At 64.0% G+C, this 19779-nt stretch carries 10 protein-coding genes and 9 pseudogenes; 14 read left to right on the top strand and 5 right to left on the bottom strand.

The window, feature by feature from the left end; translation table 11 throughout:
- Window positions 1-23 precede the first annotated feature (23 nt).
- Together ACO07W_RS10045 and trmB are read right to left on the bottom strand one after the other, a co-directional pair.
- A complete protein-coding gene (locus ACO07W_RS10045) occupies window positions 24-734 on the bottom strand; it encodes an NYN domain-containing protein (protein WP_421842826.1) in 711 nt (236 codons plus the stop codon).
- Window positions 731-1546, bottom strand: a complete 816-nt coding sequence (trmB, locus tag ACO07W_RS10040) for a tRNA (guanosine(46)-N7)-methyltransferase TrmB (RefSeq protein WP_421845912.1) — start codon at window positions 1544-1546, stop codon at window positions 731-733. Before trmB ends, ACO07W_RS10045 begins: the two co-directional genes overlap by 4 nt.
- A gap of 179 nt (window positions 1547-1725) precedes the next feature.
- Between trmB and ACO07W_RS10035 the strand changes: the two genes are divergently transcribed.
- Both ACO07W_RS10035 and ACO07W_RS10030 read left to right on the top strand, forming a co-directional pair.
- Window positions 1726-2889, top strand: coding sequence for a hypothetical protein (locus ACO07W_RS10035; RefSeq protein ID WP_421842824.1), 1164 nt, complete (start codon window positions 1726-1728; stop codon window positions 2887-2889).
- A pseudogene (locus ACO07W_RS10030) lies at window positions 2886-3290 on the top strand (hypothetical protein); the annotation flags it as partial. The gene ACO07W_RS10035 and the pseudogene ACO07W_RS10030, both read left to right, overlap by 4 nt.
- 55 nt (window positions 3291-3345) lie before the next feature.
- On the opposite strand, the pseudogene ACO07W_RS10025 reads toward ACO07W_RS10030, so the two are convergent.
- Window positions 3346-4620 (bottom strand): annotated as a pseudogene (locus ACO07W_RS10025) (IS256 family transposase).
- A gap of 128 nt (window positions 4621-4748) precedes the next feature.
- On the opposite strand from ACO07W_RS10025, the pseudogene ACO07W_RS10020 reads away from it, so the two are divergent.
- The 9 genes and pseudogenes from ACO07W_RS10020 to ACO07W_RS09980 form a co-directional block, all read left to right on the top strand.
- A pseudogene (locus tag ACO07W_RS10020) lies at window positions 4749-5780 on the top strand (hypothetical protein); the annotation flags it as partial.
- A 290-nt stretch (window positions 5781-6070) separates the two neighbouring features.
- Window positions 6071-7900 carry a phosphoenolpyruvate carboxykinase (GTP) gene (locus ACO07W_RS10015; RefSeq protein WP_421842822.1) on the top strand — a complete coding sequence of 610 codons (1830 nt, stop codon included), beginning with the start codon at window positions 6071-6073 and terminating at the stop codon, window positions 7898-7900.
- A gap of 50 nt (window positions 7901-7950) precedes the next feature.
- Window positions 7951-8226, top strand: a pseudogene (locus ACO07W_RS10010) (AMP-binding protein); the annotation flags it as partial.
- Window positions 8227-8339: 113 nt separating this feature from the next.
- Window positions 8340-9614, top strand: a pseudogene (locus ACO07W_RS10005) (IS256 family transposase).
- A gap of 55 nt (window positions 9615-9669) precedes the next feature.
- Window positions 9670-10959: pseudogene (locus ACO07W_RS10000) on the top strand (AMP-binding protein); the annotation flags it as partial.
- Window positions 10959-11492 (top strand): annotated as a pseudogene (locus ACO07W_RS09995) (enoyl-CoA hydratase/isomerase family protein); the annotation flags it as partial. The pseudogenes ACO07W_RS10000 and ACO07W_RS09995, both read left to right, overlap by 1 nt.
- 88 nt (window positions 11493-11580) lie before the next feature.
- Window positions 11581-12918 (top strand): IS256 family transposase, encoded by a 1338-nt coding sequence (locus tag ACO07W_RS09990; RefSeq protein WP_421840121.1) that lies wholly within the window; start codon window positions 11581-11583, stop codon window positions 12916-12918.
- Window positions 12919-12967: 49 nt separating this feature from the next.
- A complete protein-coding gene (locus ACO07W_RS09985; RefSeq protein ID WP_421839996.1) occupies window positions 12968-13774 on the top strand; it encodes an SDR family NAD(P)-dependent oxidoreductase in 807 nt (268 codons plus the stop codon).
- Between the two features lie 144 nt (window positions 13775-13918).
- Window positions 13919-14365: pseudogene (locus tag ACO07W_RS09980) on the top strand (enoyl-CoA hydratase/isomerase family protein); the annotation flags it as partial.
- 29 nt (window positions 14366-14394) lie between these two features.
- On the opposite strand, the gene ACO07W_RS09975 reads toward ACO07W_RS09980, so the two are convergent.
- Both ACO07W_RS09975 and ACO07W_RS09970 read right to left on the bottom strand, forming a co-directional pair.
- Entirely contained in the window at window positions 14395-14808 is a 414-nt protein-coding gene (locus ACO07W_RS09975) for a CD225/dispanin family protein (RefSeq protein ID WP_421842820.1), read from the bottom strand.
- A 117-nt stretch (window positions 14809-14925) separates the two neighbouring features.
- Window positions 14926-16140 (bottom strand): annotated as a pseudogene (locus tag ACO07W_RS09970) (acyl-CoA dehydrogenase family protein).
- An 8-nt stretch (window positions 16141-16148) separates the two neighbouring features.
- On the opposite strand from ACO07W_RS09970, the gene ACO07W_RS09965 reads away from it, so the two are divergent.
- The 3 genes from ACO07W_RS09965 to ACO07W_RS09955 are packed head-to-tail and all read left to right on the top strand — an operon-like array spanning window position 16149 to window position 19692.
- Window positions 16149-17186, top strand: a complete 1038-nt coding sequence (locus ACO07W_RS09965; protein ID WP_421842818.1) for a MaoC family dehydratase — start codon at window positions 16149-16151, stop codon at window positions 17184-17186.
- A gap of 23 nt (window positions 17187-17209) precedes the next feature.
- On the top strand, window positions 17210-18388 hold the full coding sequence (locus tag ACO07W_RS09960; protein ID WP_421842816.1) for a CoA transferase: 1179 nt from the start codon (window positions 17210-17212) through the stop codon (window positions 18386-18388).
- Window positions 18382-19692: an amidohydrolase family protein gene (locus ACO07W_RS09955; RefSeq protein ID WP_421842814.1), complete on the top strand. Its 1311-nt coding sequence runs from the start codon at window positions 18382-18384 to the stop codon at window positions 19690-19692. Before ACO07W_RS09960 ends, ACO07W_RS09955 begins: the two co-directional genes overlap by 7 nt.
- Window positions 19693-19779: the final 87 nt, after the last annotated feature.

Below are 19779 nucleotides of genomic sequence, written 5' to 3'. Positions count from 1 at the left end.
TCGGTTGTCACACACCTCGGTACTCACACACGCGAGGTCAGCAGCGACGACAGCGGCCGAAACGGCTGCAGCCAAGCCCCCTGTTCAGGCAGAGAATCCAGGCCGATTCGCGGTAGCGGCTCCCGGAAAACACCAGCAATGTCCTCCAGGTCGACGAACTCCAAGGTATCCGACGCTAGCGCCCAACTGGCGTGTTCACGAAATCCAAGCACGTAAACGCTGATTCCGGAGCGTGCGACATCCTCTAGCGGTTGACGGAATGCTTGACCGTCTGCGGACGCCACAACGAGCGCCGCCAACCCCTCATTGTTCCGCTGAGCGATGTGCTCAAGCATATCGTTGTCAACGTCGCTGTCCTCGTCGATCTTCGGCTTGGCGAAGACCGCAAATCCGACGTTGCGTAGCGCGTCCACCCAGGGCCGGACCACTTCTGCGCTGCCGGTCGCGATATTTGTGAAGACGGTGGCTTCCGGCTCGATCGTGAGGTCGGGGCGGTTGGCGGCGATGTCGGCGGTACGCGCCAGTAGCCATCGTCCCAGTGCGTCGAATCGGGGGCGTTCCAGCGCCGTCGGGCGGCGGCCCAGGATGGATCCGAGGCCCATGTCGAGGTTCGGGGCGTCCCACACCAGCAGGACACGACCAGTGGGCGCTGCGAAATCAGGCAGACATGCGCTGGAGAGCACCTCGGGCAGGGGCGCGGCTACTTGGCTGGCTACTTCTTCTATAAGGCTCATGTGCTTTCGTGTCTCGTCCAGAGCAACTCGGTGACAGCCCTGCCCGCATGCAGGGCTTTCGTCTCGTACTTCGTGGTGGGGCGCACGACAGAGATCGGTAGTCGGGTGCCGGGATCGACGCGGCGCAGCCGAGGTTCGGCGTCACCGTCAGCAGCGATCTGGGCGCCGTAGCCGGGATGGTCGGTTGCGGCGTGCAGTACGCCGCCAGGGTGCAGTCGGTCTGCGATCAGGGCGAGGGTGGCCGGCTGTAGCAGTCGTCGTTTATGGTGACGGGCCTTCGGCCACGGATCTGGGAAGAAGACGCGAACACCGGATAGCGATGCCGGGGCGATCAGGTTTTCCAGGATGTCGGTCGCATTCCCGCGTATCAACCGGATGTTGTTTGTTTGTGAGTCCACGCGCGCACTCTCAATCGCGCACAGCAGCTGTGCCAGCCCCCGGCGATACACTTCCACCGCGATGACGTCGATATCGGGCTCAGACTGGGCCATCGCCAGAGTCGAGGTGCCGCTTCCGCAGCCGATCTCCAGCACCAGTGGCGCGTCTCGGCCAAACCAGGCGCGGGTGTCCAGCGGTCTCCTGTGCGGGGACTCTGGCACTGCCATGACTCCCAGTTCCGGCCACAGCCGCTCCCCGGCTTGGCGTTGGGCATTCGACAGGGCGGAACGTCGCGAGCGAAAGTTGGTGGTCGGGAAATAGGGTCCGGAGTGCTTCTCGGCTTCGCGGGCGAACCCTTGGCGGGGCGATCCCACCGCTGTTTCGGGGCTTGCCCGCAGCCCGGGTTGCGCATGCATTCGTACATGGTGGCCTATGAATCGGCGATGTAGCCGCTCGTCGTCCAGATTGATACCCAACAGTTGCCTTCGGCTGGTACCGGATGGTGGTGACTCGCGCGCCGACAGCGCGGATGCCACCATGCGGTGGCGGAGCGATCCGGCTCAATGACCGGCGGTCAGCTCGAATTGGGTCTGGCGCGCGATGGGGGGAAAAGATGCAGGGAGGCCACGCATTCGTCGACGAACTTGTGCGATTTGCCGCAGTGACGGCTGACCAGCAAGTTCATGCGATCGCGCGGCGGGCTGCGGCACCGCTGCGCGTCGCGGTGCACGGGCGTTGCGGGGCGGGCCGGCGCACGGTGGCGCGTGCCCTGGCTCGCGCAGGGGTTTGGTCGGATATCGCGGTGGCGCCGCCGCCGGCCAGCGCGCGGACCGGGCGTATCGGCTGCACCGGCCACGAGGACGTAGACCTGAATGTGTATGTCATCGTCGAAGTGGTCAAACCCGAAGACCGGGAAGCTGTGGCCGCTCTCAAAGCGGCGCGGCGACCGGTACTGGCGGTGCTAAACAAGGTGGATCTGGCGGGCCCGCTGTCGGGCCGGACCGGCCGTCTGCCCAACGAGGGACCCGTCGCGGCGGCGCAGGCGCGCTGCGCGCACTATTCCGCGCTCGTCGGGGTGCCGATGGTCCCCATGATCGCCCTGCTTGCAGTCGCCGGGTTCGACAATTTCGACGACCGCCTATGGGCAGCACTGCGGGCATTGGCTGCTGGCCTTGGCGGCGCTGCCGTGCTCGAAGGTTCTTTCGATGGGTTCCTGGGAGCTGATCTTCCGGTCACGCCGGACGAGCGGCTGCGTCTTCTGAACAGTCTTGACCTATTTGGCATTGCGCTTGGCGTTGCGGCGCTTCGGCGCGGCTGCACCATGGCGCAGGCGCGGACCATATTTCGCAGGGTCAGCGGGGTCGATGCGGTCATCGACGAGGTGGCTGCCGGCAGCGCCGTGGCGCGCTACCGCCGCGTGCTTGCGGCGGCCGCCGACTTGGAGGCTCTGGCGGTATCGCACGCAAAAGTCAGCGCGCCGATCAGCGAGTTCTTACGCTGCGATGACACGGTGATCGCCCGGATGGCTGCCGCCCTCGACGTGGCTGAGGCGGTCGGGCTGGAAGCCAGCTTGCCCGACGATTCGGCTGAACTTTTGGCGCGGGCAGTTCGATGGCAACGCCGCGGCCGAGATAACAGTCTGACCAGTAGCTGCCGGGTCAGTGATGCTCGCCGCACGTGCTGCGAAGATATCGCGCGGGGTTCTCTTCGGCTCTGGGGGCGGGCCCGCGGAACTCGCGGTTGTGCTGATTCTGAGGTGTCCGGGGCGAGCCGGTGACCGACGCCGACGGGTTAGTGGCTGCGATCGAACCACGGCTGGGCTCACCGCCCATCAACCGTCGTCAGGTGGTGTTGGTGACAGGTCCATGGCTGGCTGGGGTAAGCAGCATGGTTGTCAAACTTGCCGAACGGCTGCCGCAGTACACCTTCGTGGAGTCGCTGCAGCCAGGATCCGGTGATGCGCCTATGGCGGTGGTTTTTGTCGTTTCCGCTGCGGCCTTGCTCACCGAATCCGACTGCGACCTGCTGGACTCGGCTGCCGGTCACACCGACCTAGTAGTCGCGGTTGTATCCAAGATTGATGTGCATCTGAGCTGGCGGGAGGTGGCGGCTGTCGACCGGGCGAGATTGGTAAGTCATGCGTCGCGCTACAGCCGGGTGCCCTGGGTTGGCGCCGCGGGTGGCGTCTTAGGACTGGTGTAAAAACGCTGGGCGCATGTTCCTGGTGGTCATGTTACGCGGCGGTGGTGTCGGTCGTGGTTGTTGTGGTGGGGGGATGCAGTGGGCGGGGTGGCTCGAGCAGTTGGTGGCGTAGTTCTTGGAGGTGGCGGCTGGTCGCTGATGTTTGGGTGACTCCGCGCCAGCCGCGGCTGGCGCGGTCGAGGACGGCCCATACCAGCGACAGACAGCTGGTTTCGCCGGGTAGGCGGCCGATGACCTTGACCCGGCGACGGGATTCTCCGAAGGTGCGTTCGATGAGGTTGGAATGGCGGATGCGTGTCCAGTGTTGGCGGGGGAAGCGCAAATGCACGCTCAGCGAGGCGAAGTCGTTGGCCAGGCAAGCGACCGCGGCTGGGTAGAGCCCGCGGTATGTGGTGGTGAACTCCTCGGCGCGGCGGGTGGCTTCATCCACGGCCTGCTGGCCGGGTGGCTGGTCAATGTCATCGAAGATCGACCAGAACGCGGCTTTGATCTCGTCCTGGACCGCGACAGGTGTCTTGGCGATGACGTTACGGCAGCGATGGATCAGACACCGCTGACGCAGGCTTGCCGGAAACGTGGTCTCCCATGCGGCGATCAGGCCCGGCGCCCCGTCGGAGATGCCCAGTAGCGGCGGGCGTAGTCCCCGGTTCCTCAGGTCAGCCAAGAAGTCGGCCCACGCATCAGCCGACTCCGCTGCGGCTGGGGCCAGCCCAATAAACAGGGGCTTGCCGTCGGTGCAGATGCCCCAGGCGGCCAGCACCGGCTCGGCCGGGGCGTTGGGATGCATCCGAAAGTTCGAGGCATCCAAGAACAGGTAGTCCAACACCAGCTCATCAAGGCGTCGAGACGACCACGCAGCGAACTCGTCTTTGATGGCCGCACAAATCCGGCTCACCGTCGAGCGCGACAACGCCGCCTACGAGCCCAGCACCTCGGCCAACGCGGCCTCGATGTCGCGATCCGACAAACCGCGCACCCATCCCGAAATCACCAACGCCTCCAGAGCGTGGGTGCGCGTCACCCCGGCACCGAATAGCCGCGAACAGAACCGCTCGTCGGTGTCGCGTAGTTTCGGGCGGCATAATTCGACCGAGCCCATCGTGGTCTTCACCGTCGCCGGCGGTTGATACCCATTGCGGTACCCGCCCGGGCCGTCCTGAACCCGACGCTGGTGACGGGCTCGGCCCAACACTGCTTCTACCTCGGCCTCCACGGCGACCTGAAACACCAGACGCACCGATAACCGCCCGACCTCCTCCAAAATCTCGGTCAACGGCCGCTCGGTCGCGGCGAACAACTGATCCATCTCAACACGCACACGCTCAATCGGCGATACTCGCTTGGTCACGGGCGTAGCCCCTCCTTCATAGCTTTCGTCGGTTGCGACGGAACCTACGCCCGTGACCATTTACACCAGCGATGAGACGCGACCGCGCCGCGGCAGCGCCCGATCTGGGCCAGCCACGTTTGGACGAGGTGGTGGCAGTGGTCCGGGGGCAACTTGCCGATTCGTCGATGGCGCGTCGAAACAGGTTGCGGGCGTGGGAATCGTGGCTCGAGGCGACCGCGCAACGGTTTGAGTGCGATGAAGCTGGTTGGCGAGCGCGGACCGATGCGCTGCGCCAGCAGCGCAGTGCTGTGCTTCGGCAGCGACGCCAGTCGAGGGCCGATCGCGCCATTGCGCTGCGTGGTCAGCTCCAGCGGGCGCGGGTCCAGTTGTCGTATTCGGTGCGCAATCTTTGCGCGTCGGCACGTAGTGAGCTGCAATCCGATATCACCGGTATGACCCGACAGCGCATGGTCGGGTTCGAGGCAGCTACCCGTGGTCGGGTCGATGAAGTGGTCGCTGAGGTCAGCGAATGCGCGGCCAGCCAGCTTGCCGACGCGGCGCGGGCTTTGGGTTTGCCGGTGGAGATGCCTGCCCCAGAGGGGCGGCCCGAGGTAGCCGTGTGGGCGCCGCCGCTAAAATCACGTCGGCTGGAAACCCGGCTGATGATGCTGCTGGGGGGTGGATTCGGCCTCGGTGTATCGCTGACGCTTAGCCGGTTGGTTGCGGTCTTGGCCCCGGGCCTGTCCATACCGGGGGTTGTGGCGTGTGTTGCGATCGGCCTGGCGGTGACCGGTTGGGTGGTGAACAGCCGCGGCCTGCTGCACGACCGTGCTGTGCTGGATCGGTGGGTAGGCGAGGTTACGGCGTCGCTGCGGTTGGTCGCGGAGCACCTGGTTGCAAGCCGGGTGCTGATCGCCGAGTCGACGCTGAACAGGGCGTTGAGTGCGTTTGATGAGGCCGAAAACGCCCGGGTAGCCAACCGAGTGCGCGTCCTTGACAGTGAGTTGCGCGAACACGCAACGGCTGCGGCGCGGGCCGCGGCGCAGCGAGACCGGGAGACGCCAAGCGTCCTTGCCGCGCTTGACGCGGTGCGCGCCGAACTGGCCGAGCCTGTTGTGCCCCGGCCCGCTGCTTAGGCGGTGCCCAGGGCCGGTTGACCTAGTGGTTCACGCAGGCCAGGGCCGGATCGACGGTGAAAGTCGCCGGTTGCGGACGGCTGCGGAAGGTTATCGGGACCGACGTTTCTGATCTTTCTGAATCGTTGTTGTGAGATGGCTTATACCCGCCCAAGCCTTCCCCGACAAGTGATGCGCGATAATCTGTAGGAAAGCACCGACGAGTTGACAGCTGCGCTGGCGAACGCATTGTGTGACCGTATGCGACCTCACCGCTACCAGATATGCCGATAACTACACAGGAGAGTTTGATGACCTCAGCGACCATCCCCGGCCTGGACAACGCGCCGACAAGTCACCAGGGGCTGCTGTCCTGGGTGGAGGAGGTCGCTGAACTTACGCAGCCGGACCGGGTGGTGTTCGCAGACGGCTCCGATGAAGAGTTTCAGCGGCTGGCTAGTCAGTTGGTCGATGCCGGCACTTTCGTTCGGCTCAACCCTGAGAAGCACGAGAACTCCTACCTTGCGATGTCCGATCCGTCCGATGTGGCGCGGGTGGAGTCTCGGACCTACATCTGCTCCGAGCGGGAGTTGGACGCCGGCCCCACCAACAATTGGATGGACCCGAGCGAAATGCGGCCCATCATGAAGGACCTGTACCGCGGCTGTATGCGTGGTCGCACCATGTATGTGGTCCCGTTCTGCATGGGTCCGCTCGGAGCTGACCAGCCGAAGCTCGGTGTGGAGATCACCGACTCCGAATACGTCGTCGTCTCGATGAAGGTGATGACCCGGATGGGGACTGCCGCTCTGCGGAAGATCGATGACGGTGGCTTCTTCGTCAAGGCGCTGCACTCGGTGGGCGCTCCGCTGGAACCCGGCCAAGAAGACGTGCCCTGGCCGTGTAACGAGACCAAATACATCACTCACTTCCCTGAGACCCGCGAGATCTGGAGTTATGGCTCCGGCTACGGTGGAAACGCGCTGCTGGGCAAGAAGTGCTACTCACTTCGAATCGCGTCGGCAATGGCCCATGACGAAGGCTGGCTGGCCGAGCACATGCTGATTCTTAAGCTGATTTCGCCGGAGAACAAGGCGTATTACTTCGCTGCGGCATTCCCGTCGGCGTGCGGTAAGACGAACTTGGCGATGATCCAGCCGACCATTCCGGGTTGGCGTGCTGAGACGCTCGGCGACGACATCGCCTGGATGCGGTTCGGCGAGGACGGCCGGCTGTATGCCGTCAACCCAGAATTCGGATTTTTCGGAGTTGCGCCCGGCACCAACTGGGACTCCAACCCCAACGCCATGCGCACCATCGCAGCCGGCAATACCGTCTTCACTAACGTCGCTCTCACCGACGACGGTGATGTGTGGTGGGAAGGTCTCGAAGGCAACCCCGAGCACCTGACCGACTGGAAAGGCAATGACTGGCATTCCGGCAAGACGGATGCCAAGGCGGCCCACCCCAACGCGCGGTACTGCACGCCGATGTCGCAGTGCCCCATTTTGGCTCCGGAGTGGGATGACCCCCGTGGCGTACCGATTTCCGGGATTCTGTTCGGTGGTCGTCGCAAGAGCACGGTTCCATTGATCACCCAGGCTCGCGATTGGCACCATGGCGTATTCATTGGCGCCACCCTCGGCAGCGAGCAGACCGCCGCGGCCGAGGGGAAGGTCGGCACGGTGCGACGTGACCCGATGGCCATGCTTCCGTTCTTGGGCTACAACGTCGGAGACTATTTTCAACACTGGATCGACCTGGGCAAGAACGCTGACGAGTCCAAGCTGCCAAAGGTGTTCTTCGTTAACTGGTTCCGGCGCGGCGACGATGGTCGTTTCCTGTGGCCCGGCTTCGGTGAGAACAGTCGGGTGCTGAAGTGGATCGTCGACCGCATCGAACAGAAAGCCGGCGGTCGGTCCACACCTATCGGCATCGTTCCATCAGCTGAGGATCTCGACTTGGCCGGATTGGACGTCGCAGGCGCCGACGTTGCCGAGGCGCTGTCGGTCAATACCGACGAGTGGCGTGACGAACTGCCGCTTATTGAGGAATGGCTGGAATTTGTCGGCGAAAAGCTGCCTACCGGGATCAAAGATGAGTTCGCTGCGCTAAAGGAGCGCTTACGCGAGGCCGACTGACACGTTAGCCAGAGCTGGGGCTGTCTGTTCGGTGCGGTAGGAATCGGCATATGCAGATCCGCCAGCACACCTCCATGCAGAAGGGCATCAGCAAAGCCGCCGTCATCCTGCACCCTTCCGGAACAGTAGTCAGTTTCGACGATCTGGAAGCTCGCGCCAATCGGCTCGCACATCGGTTCCGCCAGGCTGGTCTCTGTGAGGGCGACGCCGTTGCGATCCTGATGGAGAACAACGAGCATATCCATGCGGTCATGTGGGCGGCCTGTCGCAGCGGTCTTTACTATGTGCCGATCAACACGCACCTGACCCCGGCGGTCGCGTCTCATCGCTGGTGTAAATGGTCACGGGCGTAGGTTCCGTCGCAACCGACGAAAGCTATGAAGGAGGGGCTACGCCCGTGACCAAGCGAGTATCGCCGATTGAGCGTGTGCGTGTTGAGATGGATCAGTTGTTCGCCGCGACCGAGCGGCCGTTGACCGAGATTTTGGAGGAGGTCGGGCGGTTATCGGTGCGTCTGGTGTTTCAGGTCGCCGTGGAGGCCGAGGTAGAAGCAGTGTTGGGCCGAGCCCGTCACCAGCGTCGGGTTCAGGACGGCCCGGGCGGGTACCGCAATGGGTATCAACCGCCGGCGACGGTGAAGACCACGATGGGCTCGGTCGAATTATGCCGCCCGAAACTACGCGACACCGACGAGCGGTTCTGTTCGCGGCTATTCGGTGCCGGGGTGACGCGCACCCACGCTCTGGAGGCGTTGGTGATTTCGGGATGGGTGCGCGGTTTGTCGGATCGCGACATCGAGGCCGCGTTGGCCGAGGTGCTGGGCTCGTAGGCGGCGTTGTCGCGCTCGACGGTGAGCCGGATTTGTGCGGCCATCAAAGACGAGTTCGCTGCGTGGTCGTCTCGACGCCTTGATGAGCTGGTGTTGGACTACCTGTTCTTGGATGCCTCGAACTTTCGGATGCATCCCAACGCCCCGGCCGAGCCGGTGCTGGCCGCCTGGGGCATCTGCACCGACGGCAAGCCCCTGTTTATTGGGCTGGCCCCAGCCGCAGCGGAGTCGGCTGATGCGTGGGCCGACTTCTTGGCTGACCTGAGGAACCGGGGACTACGCCCGCCGCTACTGGGCATCTCCGACGGGGCGCCGGGCCTGATCGCCGCATGGGAGACCACGTTTCCGGCAAGCCTGCGTCAGCGGTGTCTGATCCATCGCTGCCGTAACGTCATCGCCAAGACACCTGTCGCGGTCCAGGACGAGATCAAAGCCGCGTTCTGGTCGATCTTCGATGACATTGACCAGCCACCCGGCCAGCAGGCCGTGGATGAAGCCACCCGCCGCGCCGAGGAGTTCACCACCACATACCGCGGGCTCTACCCAGCCGCGGTCGCTTGCCTGGCCAACGACTTCGCCTCGCTGAGCGTGCATTTGCGCTTCCCCCGCCAACACTGGACACGCATCCGCCATTCCAACCTCATCGAACGCACCTTCGGAGAATCCCGTCGCCGGGTCAAGGTCATCGGCCGCCTACCCGGCGAAACCAGCTGTCTGTCGCTGGTATGGGCCGTCCTCGACCGCGCCAGCCGCGGCTGGCGCGGAGTCACCCAAACATCAGCGACCAGCCGCCACCTCCAAGAACTACGCCACCAACTGCTCGAGCCACCCCGCCCACTGCATCCCCCCACCACAACAACCACGACCGACACCACCGCCGCGTAACATGACCACCAGGAACATGCGCCCAGCGTTTTTACACCAGTCCTAAGACGCCACCACCCCGGCTGAGGTCGCCTACATCATCGACAACAGCAGCGCCAGGGCGATTATCGGATCGGCGGCGTTACGCGACACGTGTGCGAGTCTGGCGCAACACCTGCCGGGCGGCCTGCCGGAGCTGCTCATGATCGCCGGACCTGATCCCGCCGGCGAGCTGCCCGGGTGGGAGACCTACCCGGAATGTGTTGCTAGTCAACCGGACTGTCCGATTGACGACGAACGCGCGGGTGACCTGTTGCAGTACTCTTCGGGAACGACCGGCCGGCCCAAAGGGATCAAACGCGAACTGCCGCATGTCACCCCCGAGGCCGCGCCGGGGATGATGTCGGTGCTGATCGGGTACTGGATGGACACCGATTCGATCTATTTGAGTCCCGCCCCGCTCTATCACACGGCTCCGTCGGTGTGGTCGATGAGCGCCCAGGCTGCTGGTATTACCACCGTTGTCATGCAGAAGTTCGATCCAGAAGGAGCGCTCGAAGCCATCGCGCGGCATCGGGTAACTCACGGCCAGTTTGTGCCGGCCATGTTCACCAGGATGCTCAAACTGCCCGACGCCGTCCGCAGTTCTTACGATGTGTCCAGCCTCAAGCGGGTGATGCACGCGGCCGCTCCTTGTCCGGTAGAGATCAAAAGGCAGATGATGGACTGGTGGGGGCCGATCATTGATGAGTACTACGCGTCGTCAGAGGCGATCGGCGCGACGTTGATCACCGCCGAGGATTGGCTTGCCCATCCAGGTTCCGTCGGCAAACCGATGGAGGGTGGGGTTCACATCCTGGGCGAGGACGGCAGCGAACTCCCGCCAGGACAGGCAGGTGAGATCTACTTCGCGGGAGAGCGTTCCTTCGAGTACCTCAACGACCCAGTGAAGACTGCTGCGTCGCGCGATCAGCATGGTTGGGTCACCGTCGGTGACGTCGGTTATCTAGACGATGAGGGCTACCTCTTCCTGACCGACCGGCGCCATCACATGATCATCTCCGGTGGGGTGAACATCTACCCGCAAGAAGCCGAAAACCTTCTCGTCGTCCACCCGAAAGTGCTCGACGCGGCGGTGTTCGGGGTCGCCGATGAGGAGATGGGGCAACGTGTCATGGCGGCTGTGCAGACCGTCGACCCGGCCGACTCCAGTGACGAGTTTGCTGACGAGTTGCTCGTCTGGGTGCGAGAGCGACTGTCGCATTTCAAGTGCCCGCGGGCTATCGTTTTTGAGGCGCAGTTGCCCCGCACCGACACTGGCAAGCTCTACAAGAATGAGCTGATCGAGAAGTATTCGGTTGACTGATGCTCCGGGTAGTCGACCTGTCGTCGAGCGCGCCGGGCATCGGACCCGAAATTCGGGTCGCGGCGCCGGCGAATGTGGTTGTCGCGGTCGGAGTTCCGCGAGACGAATGCAGATTGAACACCCCGACTTTTACTCTGACCGAAGCCCCTTGCGCTGACCGCAGAGTGATCACAGTCGACTCGGTACCAGAGACCCTGGCTGGGTTGCAGGAAAGGTGTCAGCGTTGGCCGCATGCCAGCACTGTGTGCGCCGATGTGTTGGGTGCTGTGGATCCGGATGCCGCGACGCTGGCCGCGGTGGTGACTGAGTCGCTGGGTTACTCGACGTTGCAGTCCGGACCGGAGTTCGGGCGCTGGCTTGCCGAGCGCGGCCCAGTCAGCGTGGTGGATAGCGCTGATCCGGTGCAGTCGGAACGCAACGGTGCCACTCTGCGCATCAGCTTCAACCGGCCGCACCGCCACAATGCTTTTTCCACCCAAGCGCGCGCCGCGCTGCTGGAGGCGTTGACCGTTGCGCTTGTGGATGGGTCCGTCGGTCGTGTCCGGGATCCGGTGTAAATAGGGAGCACGCGCGTAGGTTCCGCTTCACGACCTGCAAGTCTGCGAAGAAGGAGTCACGCCCGTGCCTGTCCGCGTATCAGCGACCGACCGTATCCGCACCAAAATCGACGCCCTGTTCGCCGAGGATCGGGAACTGCCTGAAATCCTTGAAGAAATCGCCCGCCTCGGCGCCCAGCTACTGATGCAGGCGGCCCTGGAGGCTGAGGTCACCGAGTTCCTCGGTCGTGAACGCTACCAACGTACCGCCGCCTGTGCCGACGCTAACGGCGGTTCGCGCAACGGATATCGGCCGGTGACCATCAAGACCACCACAGGTGCGGTCACCTTGGAGCGGCCGAAACTGCGTGGCACCATGCAAGCGTTCGCCTCTCGGCTGTTCGGTAAGCATGTGACGAAAACCAACGCCCTGGAAACGCTGGTGATCGCCTCGTTCATCCGCGGCCTGTCCGTCCGGGATGTCAAGGCCACCCTCGCTGAAGCGCTCGGCGATCAGGCGGCGATCTCCAAGTCCGCGGTTTCGGAAGTCTGTAAGGCGATCCGGGCCGAATACCAGGCGTGGGCTCGTCGCCCACTCGGTGAGATCGCTCTGGACTACCTGTTTTTGGACGCCAGTTTCTTTCGGATGCATCCCGGGTCGCCGGCCGAGCCTGTGCTCGCCGCCTGGGGCGTCACCACCGAGGGCAAACCCGTGTTCGTCGGATTGTCACCCGGGACCGGAGAGTCCACCGACGCGTGGTCCGACTTCCTGACCGACCTGCGCGAACGCGGTCTTGCCACTCCGCTGCTGATCGTCTCTGACGGCGCCAAGGGACTGATCGCAGCCATCGAACAAATCTACCCAAAAGCGTTGCGCCAGAGATGTCTTATTCATCGCCTTCGCAACGTGCTTGCGAAGATCCCCACCGGGATGCAAGTCGAGGTCCGTGACGGATACTGGGCGATTTTTGATACCACCGGCCTGGGTATCGAGCCGGGACCGCAGCTGGTTGAGATCGTCGACAAGCGGATCGAGGCGTTCGCCGCTAAATACTCCGACCTCTACCCGGCGGCTATGCGGATCCTGCTCACCGACAAAGCAGGGCTGACCGCCTATCTGCGGTTTCCGGTTGAACACCATGGCCGCGTTCGGCACTCAAATTTCATTGAGCGCTCCTTTGGAGAAACTAAGCGACGGACCAAGGTCATTGGCCGATTCCCCGGCGAGACCAGCGCCATCAGCCTGGTGTGGGCCGTGCTCGACCGCGCCTCGGCCGGTTGGCGCGGCCTCACCATGACACCGGTCGGCACCCGACTGCTGCAAGACCTACGCCGATCCCTGCTCGACTCACCCCGCCAACTGCGACCGCCTCAAAGTCAAGCACCTACCGGCCAGGCAGATCCCGTCTCCGCCACGGCGTAGCGAGGCGCACGCACGCGTGACGACGCCCACCCGGTCCCAGTAAGGGGAGGTGAGGGAAACCGTTTGCCACGGCGGCGTGGCCGTGGTCGATAGCCTGCACAATGTGGATCTGAATGGGATGACAGCGGTGGTGACCGGCGCAGCTAGTGGCATCGGGCGCGCGTTGGCGCATGCACTGGCCGACCGTGGAGCCAACCTCGTGCTCGCCGACATCGACACCGTCACATTGAGCGAAGTTTCGCAGTCACTGGGGGCACAAGCGGTTCCCACTGACGTTGCCATGCCGGATGCGGTCGAATCGCTCGCTGAAGCCGCCGGCGACGCCCGGGTCGTGTGCCTGAACGCCGGAATCACCGGTAGGAGCTTTGGTGCTCCGTGGGAAGTGGCCGCTCCTGACTGGAACAGGGTGTTCGCGGTCAACGTCGGTGGCGTTGTCAACGGCTTGCGTGCGTTCGTACCCAGACTGCTGGCCGCGAACCAGCCCGCGCACATCCTGATCACCGGCTCATTGGCTGGGGTGCTGACCTTTCCCAGCGGCGGCGCTTACGGACCCTCCAAGCACGCCGTCGTGGCCGTGGCCGAACACACCGCGCTGGCACTGGCCGACACGCCGATCGGCGTGAGCATGATCTGCCCCGCCCTGGTCTCGACAGGCATGTCCACCGACGGCATCGACCCCGCCGAGGTCGCTGCACAGGCGCTGGCCACTATCGACCGCGGAATCTTCGCTGCGGTCCCACCCGACTGGCAGCGCACCCTCATCACCGCGGCATCGCGTCGCGCCACTGGTCAGCGTCCCGAATCGCCTGCGGTCGCCACCTCGACCACGCAGAAACAACCACCAGCGCCCTCATAGCCCAAACATCGCCGGCGCACGAACCACGACCGGCCCGTACAACCCCCAACCCGCGAATCGACCTGCCGCCGAACCAGACGCCCGTATGCTAACAGCGGAGCGAAACTGGCCCTGCCTTTTACACCGGCATCTGGACGCAGCCGGTCCGTCACTGAAGTGATCTTGAGTGGTAGGGGCCCTTCATTTTGCAGTGGTGGAGACCTTGCGGAGTTCGGCACATTCGCTGACCCGGCAAGTGCTCATCTGGCTCGCACCCGCTACAGCCCGGCGCTGGCGCTCGACGCGCTCACTGCCAAGTTGGGCAGCCGGTGCCGCGCCGAAGTGCACGGTCAGGTGTTGGGTAGCGGATTGGAGATGGCAGCCTTTTGCGGATGGGTTGACGCACGCGGTGATTCGGTATTCGGTTTGCCTGAATTGAGTTTGGGGCTGATTCCGGGTGCCGGCGGCACGGTAAGTGTTACGCGCCGCATCGGCCGCTGGCGTGCGGCATATCTGGTGTTGTCCGGTCGGACTATTGATGCCGAAACGGCGCTGGACTGGGGTCTGGTCGACGCGGTGTCTTCCGTGCCCGCCAAATCAGATCAGACTTAGGAGCTTTCGGTCACAAAACGGGAGACCGCTCAGAAGTCTGAGTACGTGGTGGTGATAGTGGAGGGAGTGTTGTGGAAGGCCACCGCAATAAGAGCGACATAGACCACCATAAAGATGACGGCAACGACCGCACCCGTGATCGCGCCGATAATGGCCCACTTTTTGGCGTTCGCAGACGCGGTCAGTGCTTCAGCATATCGGCCCTGAGCCCATAGCCCGGAGACTTTGGTCGAGTAGACGATTGACACAATCCCAAACGGAAGACAGCAGAGAACCGTGCACAGAATCGCCCACACCAGGTAGTTGTCCGGCTCACGCGGATAGCTCGGCTGCTGCCCCCAGCCCGGTTGTTGTCCCGGCCAGCTGGGTTGGGGACCCTGCCAACTCGGTTGCTGGCCCTGCCATTCTGGTGAGCTTTCGTACGATCCTGGCGGATTGCTCATGGCAGCTGACGTCCCTTCGGGCCAAACGCTGATACTTCTGCGCCGTTTGCTCGGTGTCGAAGTCAGGCAAAATATACAGCAGCCGAACTTTGTGCTGAGGGATTTTGCTTCGCGCCGCTAGATTCGGCCCCGGGCTACCAACTGTCCTGCTATCACATTGCGCTGGACCTCATTGGTGCCCTCGCCCACGATCATCAGCGGTGCATCGCGAAAGTAGCGTTCGACATCGTATTCGGTGGAGTAGCCGTAGCCGCCGTGGATCCGCACGGCATTGAGTGCGATCTCCATGGCGACCTCGGAAGAAAACAGCTTCGCCATCCCGGCTTCCAAATCACAGCGCTCCCCGCTGTCGTAGCGCTCGGCGGCGTAGCGAGTGAGCTGGCGGGCGGCGGTCAGTTTGGTTGCCATGTCGGCCAGATAGTTGCCGACAGCCTGATGTTTCCAAATCGGTTTACCGAAACTCTCGCGTTGTTGGGCGTATGTGAGTGCGTCTTGCAGTGCCGCCGACGCGACACCCAGGGCACGCGCAGCCACCTGGATGCGTCCTGTCTCAAGGCCTTTCATCATCTGCGAAAAACCTTTGCCAGGCTGACCACCTAAGATTGCCGTCACAGGCGCCCAGAAGTCGTCGAACGACAGCTCACAGGATTCGATGCCTTTGTAGCCCAGCTTGGGGAGGTCGCGCGATACTGTCAGTCCCGGACCGTGCTCGACAAGTAGGATCGACATTCCGCCGTGCCGCGGTACGGCGTCTGGATCGGTCTTGGCCAGCAACGCGATCAAGCCGGAACGTCGAGCATTGCTGATCCATGTCTTGGATCCGTTGATTTGCAGTCCGGCTGCGTCATCAAAGTTGGCTGGTAGGGCGGTGGTCGCCATGTTTTGCAGGTCGGAGCCGCCGCCAGGTTCGGTGAGAGCCATGGTGGCTCGCAGCTCACCGGTGGCCATCGGGGGCAGGTATTACTGTTTTTGCGCCTCGGTGCCGAACAACGTCAGCAGCTTGGCGACGACGGTGTGCCCGCCCATCGCGCCGGCCAGGCTCATCCAGCCACGTGCCAACTCCTCGGTGACCTGTACATAGCAGGGTGTCGACACCGGCGAACCGCCGTATTCCTCGCCGATTGCCAGTCCGTAGATGCCGATGCGCTTCATTTGTTCGATCCAGGCCTCGGGGTAGGTGTTGGCGTGCTCGACCTCGCGTACGGTGGGTTTGACGTCGCGGTCGATGAATGCTCGTACAGTCGCAACCAGCATCTGTTCGTCTTCGTTCAGCTCACTGTGCACCGGCGACCGCCCTCCGTGTTGACCCGTGGTTCCATAGCCTGCCAGCATGTGGCATTGTGACCATCGGGTATGCGGGTATCCGCGAGGGCGGGCCTTACTTTGACGAGCTTTCGGTGGGGCAGGTGTTCGATTGGGCGCCCGCGGCGACGTTATCTTCCGGATTGGCAGCTGCTCATCAGGCGATTGTGGGTGACCGGCTGCGACTGGCTCTCGATGCTGAACTGTGCGCCGCCGTGACGGGCGCACCGGCGGCGCTGGCGCATCCGGGCTTGGTGTGCGATGTCGCGATCGGGCAGTCGACGCTGGTGACTCAGCGGGTCAAAGCCAACTTGTTCTACCGCGGGCTTGCCTTTCATCGATTCCCGGTGATCGGCGACACGATATACACCCGCACCGAGGTGGTGGGGCTGCGCGCCAACTCGGTCAAGCCGGGCCGGGCGCCAACCGGCATGGCGGCGTTGCGGATGACCACGATCGACCAGGCTGATCGGCTAGTGCTCGACTTCTACCGGTGCGCCATGCTGCCCACCAGCCCGAACTGGCGGCCGGACCACGACGGATCTAGCCGAGCCGACGATGACTTATCTGCGATTGGTGCCGATGCGGCGGGACCGGCGGTCGATCCGACGGCACGATGGGATGGCTCGGTCTTTCGGAATCGAGTCCCGGGCCCGCATTTCCAGGCCGGTATCGAAGCCGGCATTGTCGGTGCGGTGCTGCACAGCAGCGGCGACCTTGTCAGCAGTGCGCCCGAGCTGGCCCGGCTCACGCTAAATATTGCTGCCACCCATCACGATTCGCGGGTAGGTGGGCAGCGTTTGGTTTACGGCGGACACACCATCGGCCTCGCGCTGGCACAGGCGAGTCGGTTGTTACCCAATCTGGTCACGGTCCTTGGCTGGGAGTTCTGCGATCACACCGGGCCGGTGCGCGAGGGTGACACTCTCTACAGCGAACTACGGGTGGAGTCCGCCGAGGCGACCGCGGATGGGGGCATACTGGGGCTGCGATCTTTGGTTTACGCGGTCAGCGATGTCGCGGGCGAACCCGACCGGCAAGTCCTGGATTGGCGCTTTGATGCACTGCAGTTCTAGTAGCGAACCTCCTTACGAGCACAATGGTGGTCGTGAGCGGCGCACCAGCCCGGCGTGTTGACAACTGGGGGAGCAGCGGTCTGGCCTACCTGACCGGCCTGCCTGACGGGCCGCCCGACTTCTCCCGCGCGAATGTGTTGGGCAATGCCCAGCGGATCGCCACCGATGCGGCGACGCTGCTGACTGGCAGGGCCGGGCTGCTTGGGTTGTCGCGCGGTGGTCGTGTTTCTGCCGGCCGCGCCACCCGACTGCTCGCGGCTCGGAATGGTTGGTGTGCTATCACCCTGTCGCGACCCGACGACGTCGCCGCAGTTCCGGCGTTGGTGCAAGCGGACGAAGTGTCTGAAGACCCGTGGCCGATGCTGGAGCGTTGGGCCGCGACGCGGCCGGTGCTTGCGATCACGGAGCGGGCCGAGCTGCTCGACATTCCGGCGGCCGCGCTGGGCGAAGCCGCGGCCGCAGCACCGCGCGTACGTCGCTTGGGGGCGCGCGCGTTCAGGCGTGATGTGCGCGGTTTGCTGGTAGCTGACTTGTCATCGATGTGGGCGGGCCCGCTGTGCGGTCACCTACTGGCCCGGGCAGGAGCAACTGTGGTCAAGGTCGAAAGTCCACGCCGCCCCGATGGCACCCGGGCCGGCAATCCTGCGTTTTTCGACTGGATCAATGGCGAGAAATTGTTCTACAGCCTGGATTTCGATCGCAACGTGGACGAGCTAGCCGAGTTGCTCGCGGTCGCCGACATCGTGCTTGAAGGGTCGCGACCGGCGGCGCTAGCTCGGCGACGGCTCGGTCCGGGGCACGTTGCTCCGCGAGCGGGTCGAATTTGGCTGCGCATCAGCGGGCACGGTGCGGATTCTGGGCGCCCGGCATTCGGCGACGATGCCGCGGTAGCCGGGGGTCTGGTTGGTGGGGATGCTGACGGGCCGGTGTTTTGTGGCGACGCCATTGCCGACCCACTCGCAGGGCTCGAGGCCAGCCGCGCCGTGGCCGAATCGCTGGGCCGCGGTGGCGGCGAACTGATCGACGTGTCCATGGCGACGGTCGCCGCGACCTACGCGGCGTTGCCGACGCACGTATCGGTGGCGGCGCGCCCGGCCCCACCGCCGTCGGCCCCACCCACCTCGAAAACAGCTGCCGCACCCGGCGCAGATGGAGTTGCGGTGCGCCGTTTGGTAGTCGAAAGACGCCGATCGTCATGCTGATCCGGAGGGCCACCCTATTAGACGGAGTGATGGCCGACGTCCGGTTGGGCGCATGGATCGAGGACATCGGCGACGGCTTGGCCGCCAAGCCGGGGGAGACCGTGTTCGAGGCTCATGGTGGGACTCTGATACCCGGATTGCACGACCACCATGTGCACGTGCGTGCGGCGGCGGCCGCGCTGGATTCGTTGATCGTCGGACCTCCCGCAGTTCGCACCAAAGATCAACTAGAGCAGGTTTTGTCGAACGCCAAGCCGGGCGCCGATGGTTGGATCCGTGCGGTCAGCTATCACGAGTCCGTTGCCGGGCGCTTGGACCGGAACGCTATCGACGCGATGGTGCGCGATATTCCAGTGCGAATTCAGCACCGCAGTGGTGTGCTGTGGATGCTCAACTCCACAGCTTTGAGCCAGGTTGGCCTGGCCGAACACCAAGACGGGCGCCTGCGCAGTGCCGAACATGGCTGGTCCGACGCGTTGCAGCGACGCGAAACCCACCTCGCAGGACTGAGCCGGGTGTTCACCGCGCTTGGCGTCACCGGCGTCACAGACGCCACGCCTGACCTGGGCGCCGATGACATGATTTCGCTGATGGTGGCGCACCGTCGTGGCGAGTTCCGGCCGCAGCTGCAATTCTTGGCGCCGGGAAAGAAGATCCTGCAAGATGACCATCTGGACTTGGATGCGCTGGCGGCGTGGATCGCCGAACGGCACGGTGCTGGCCGGCCAGTGGCTGTGCATTGTGTGACCGCGGCGCAATTGGTGGTCACTATCGCTGCTTTGCATTCGGCTGGTAGCCATCCACTTGATCGCATTGAGCATGCTGCGGTTGTGCCCGACGATTGCCTGACCGATCTCGCCGTTTTGGCCGGCCGTGGGTTGACCGTGGTGACCCAGCCCAACTTCGTCGCCGAGCGGGGTGATCATTACTTGGCCGAGGTATCTGTGACTGAGCATGGCCAACTGTGGCGGGTCGCGTCCTTGCTGAAGCTGAATGTGCCCGTGGCGCTGTCTACCGACCTGCCATTCGGCGGCGGTGACCCGTGGGCGGCGATGCGCGCTGCCGTACATCGCACCACGCCAGGTGGGGCCGTCCTCAATTCTGGCGAATGTGTTGCGGCCCGAGAGGCTTTGACGATGTTTCTGGGATGGCCCGATCAGCCAGGCCGAGCCCGCGCGGTCGCGACCGGACAGCCCGGGGACCTCTGCCTACTATCGGAGCCGCCCAAGACGGTACTGGCGGAGCTGGATTCCAGCATGGTGGCAGCGACGATCATCGGCGGTGAGATCGCCTATGTCGCATAGCGGGCGGGTGCTCAGGCCGCTGGTGGAAGTGCTGTGCGCAGATAGTCGCGCATGCGCGCAGAAAGATTCTGTGCCACCCGCGCTTTC

This window comes from Mycobacterium sp. (genome assembly GCF_965230835.1).
Lineage (GTDB): Bacteria > Actinomycetota > Actinomycetes > Mycobacteriales > Mycobacteriaceae > Mycobacterium.
Note: the sequence above shows the minus strand (reverse complement) of the source record. Positions and strands in the feature narration are given on the sequence as shown.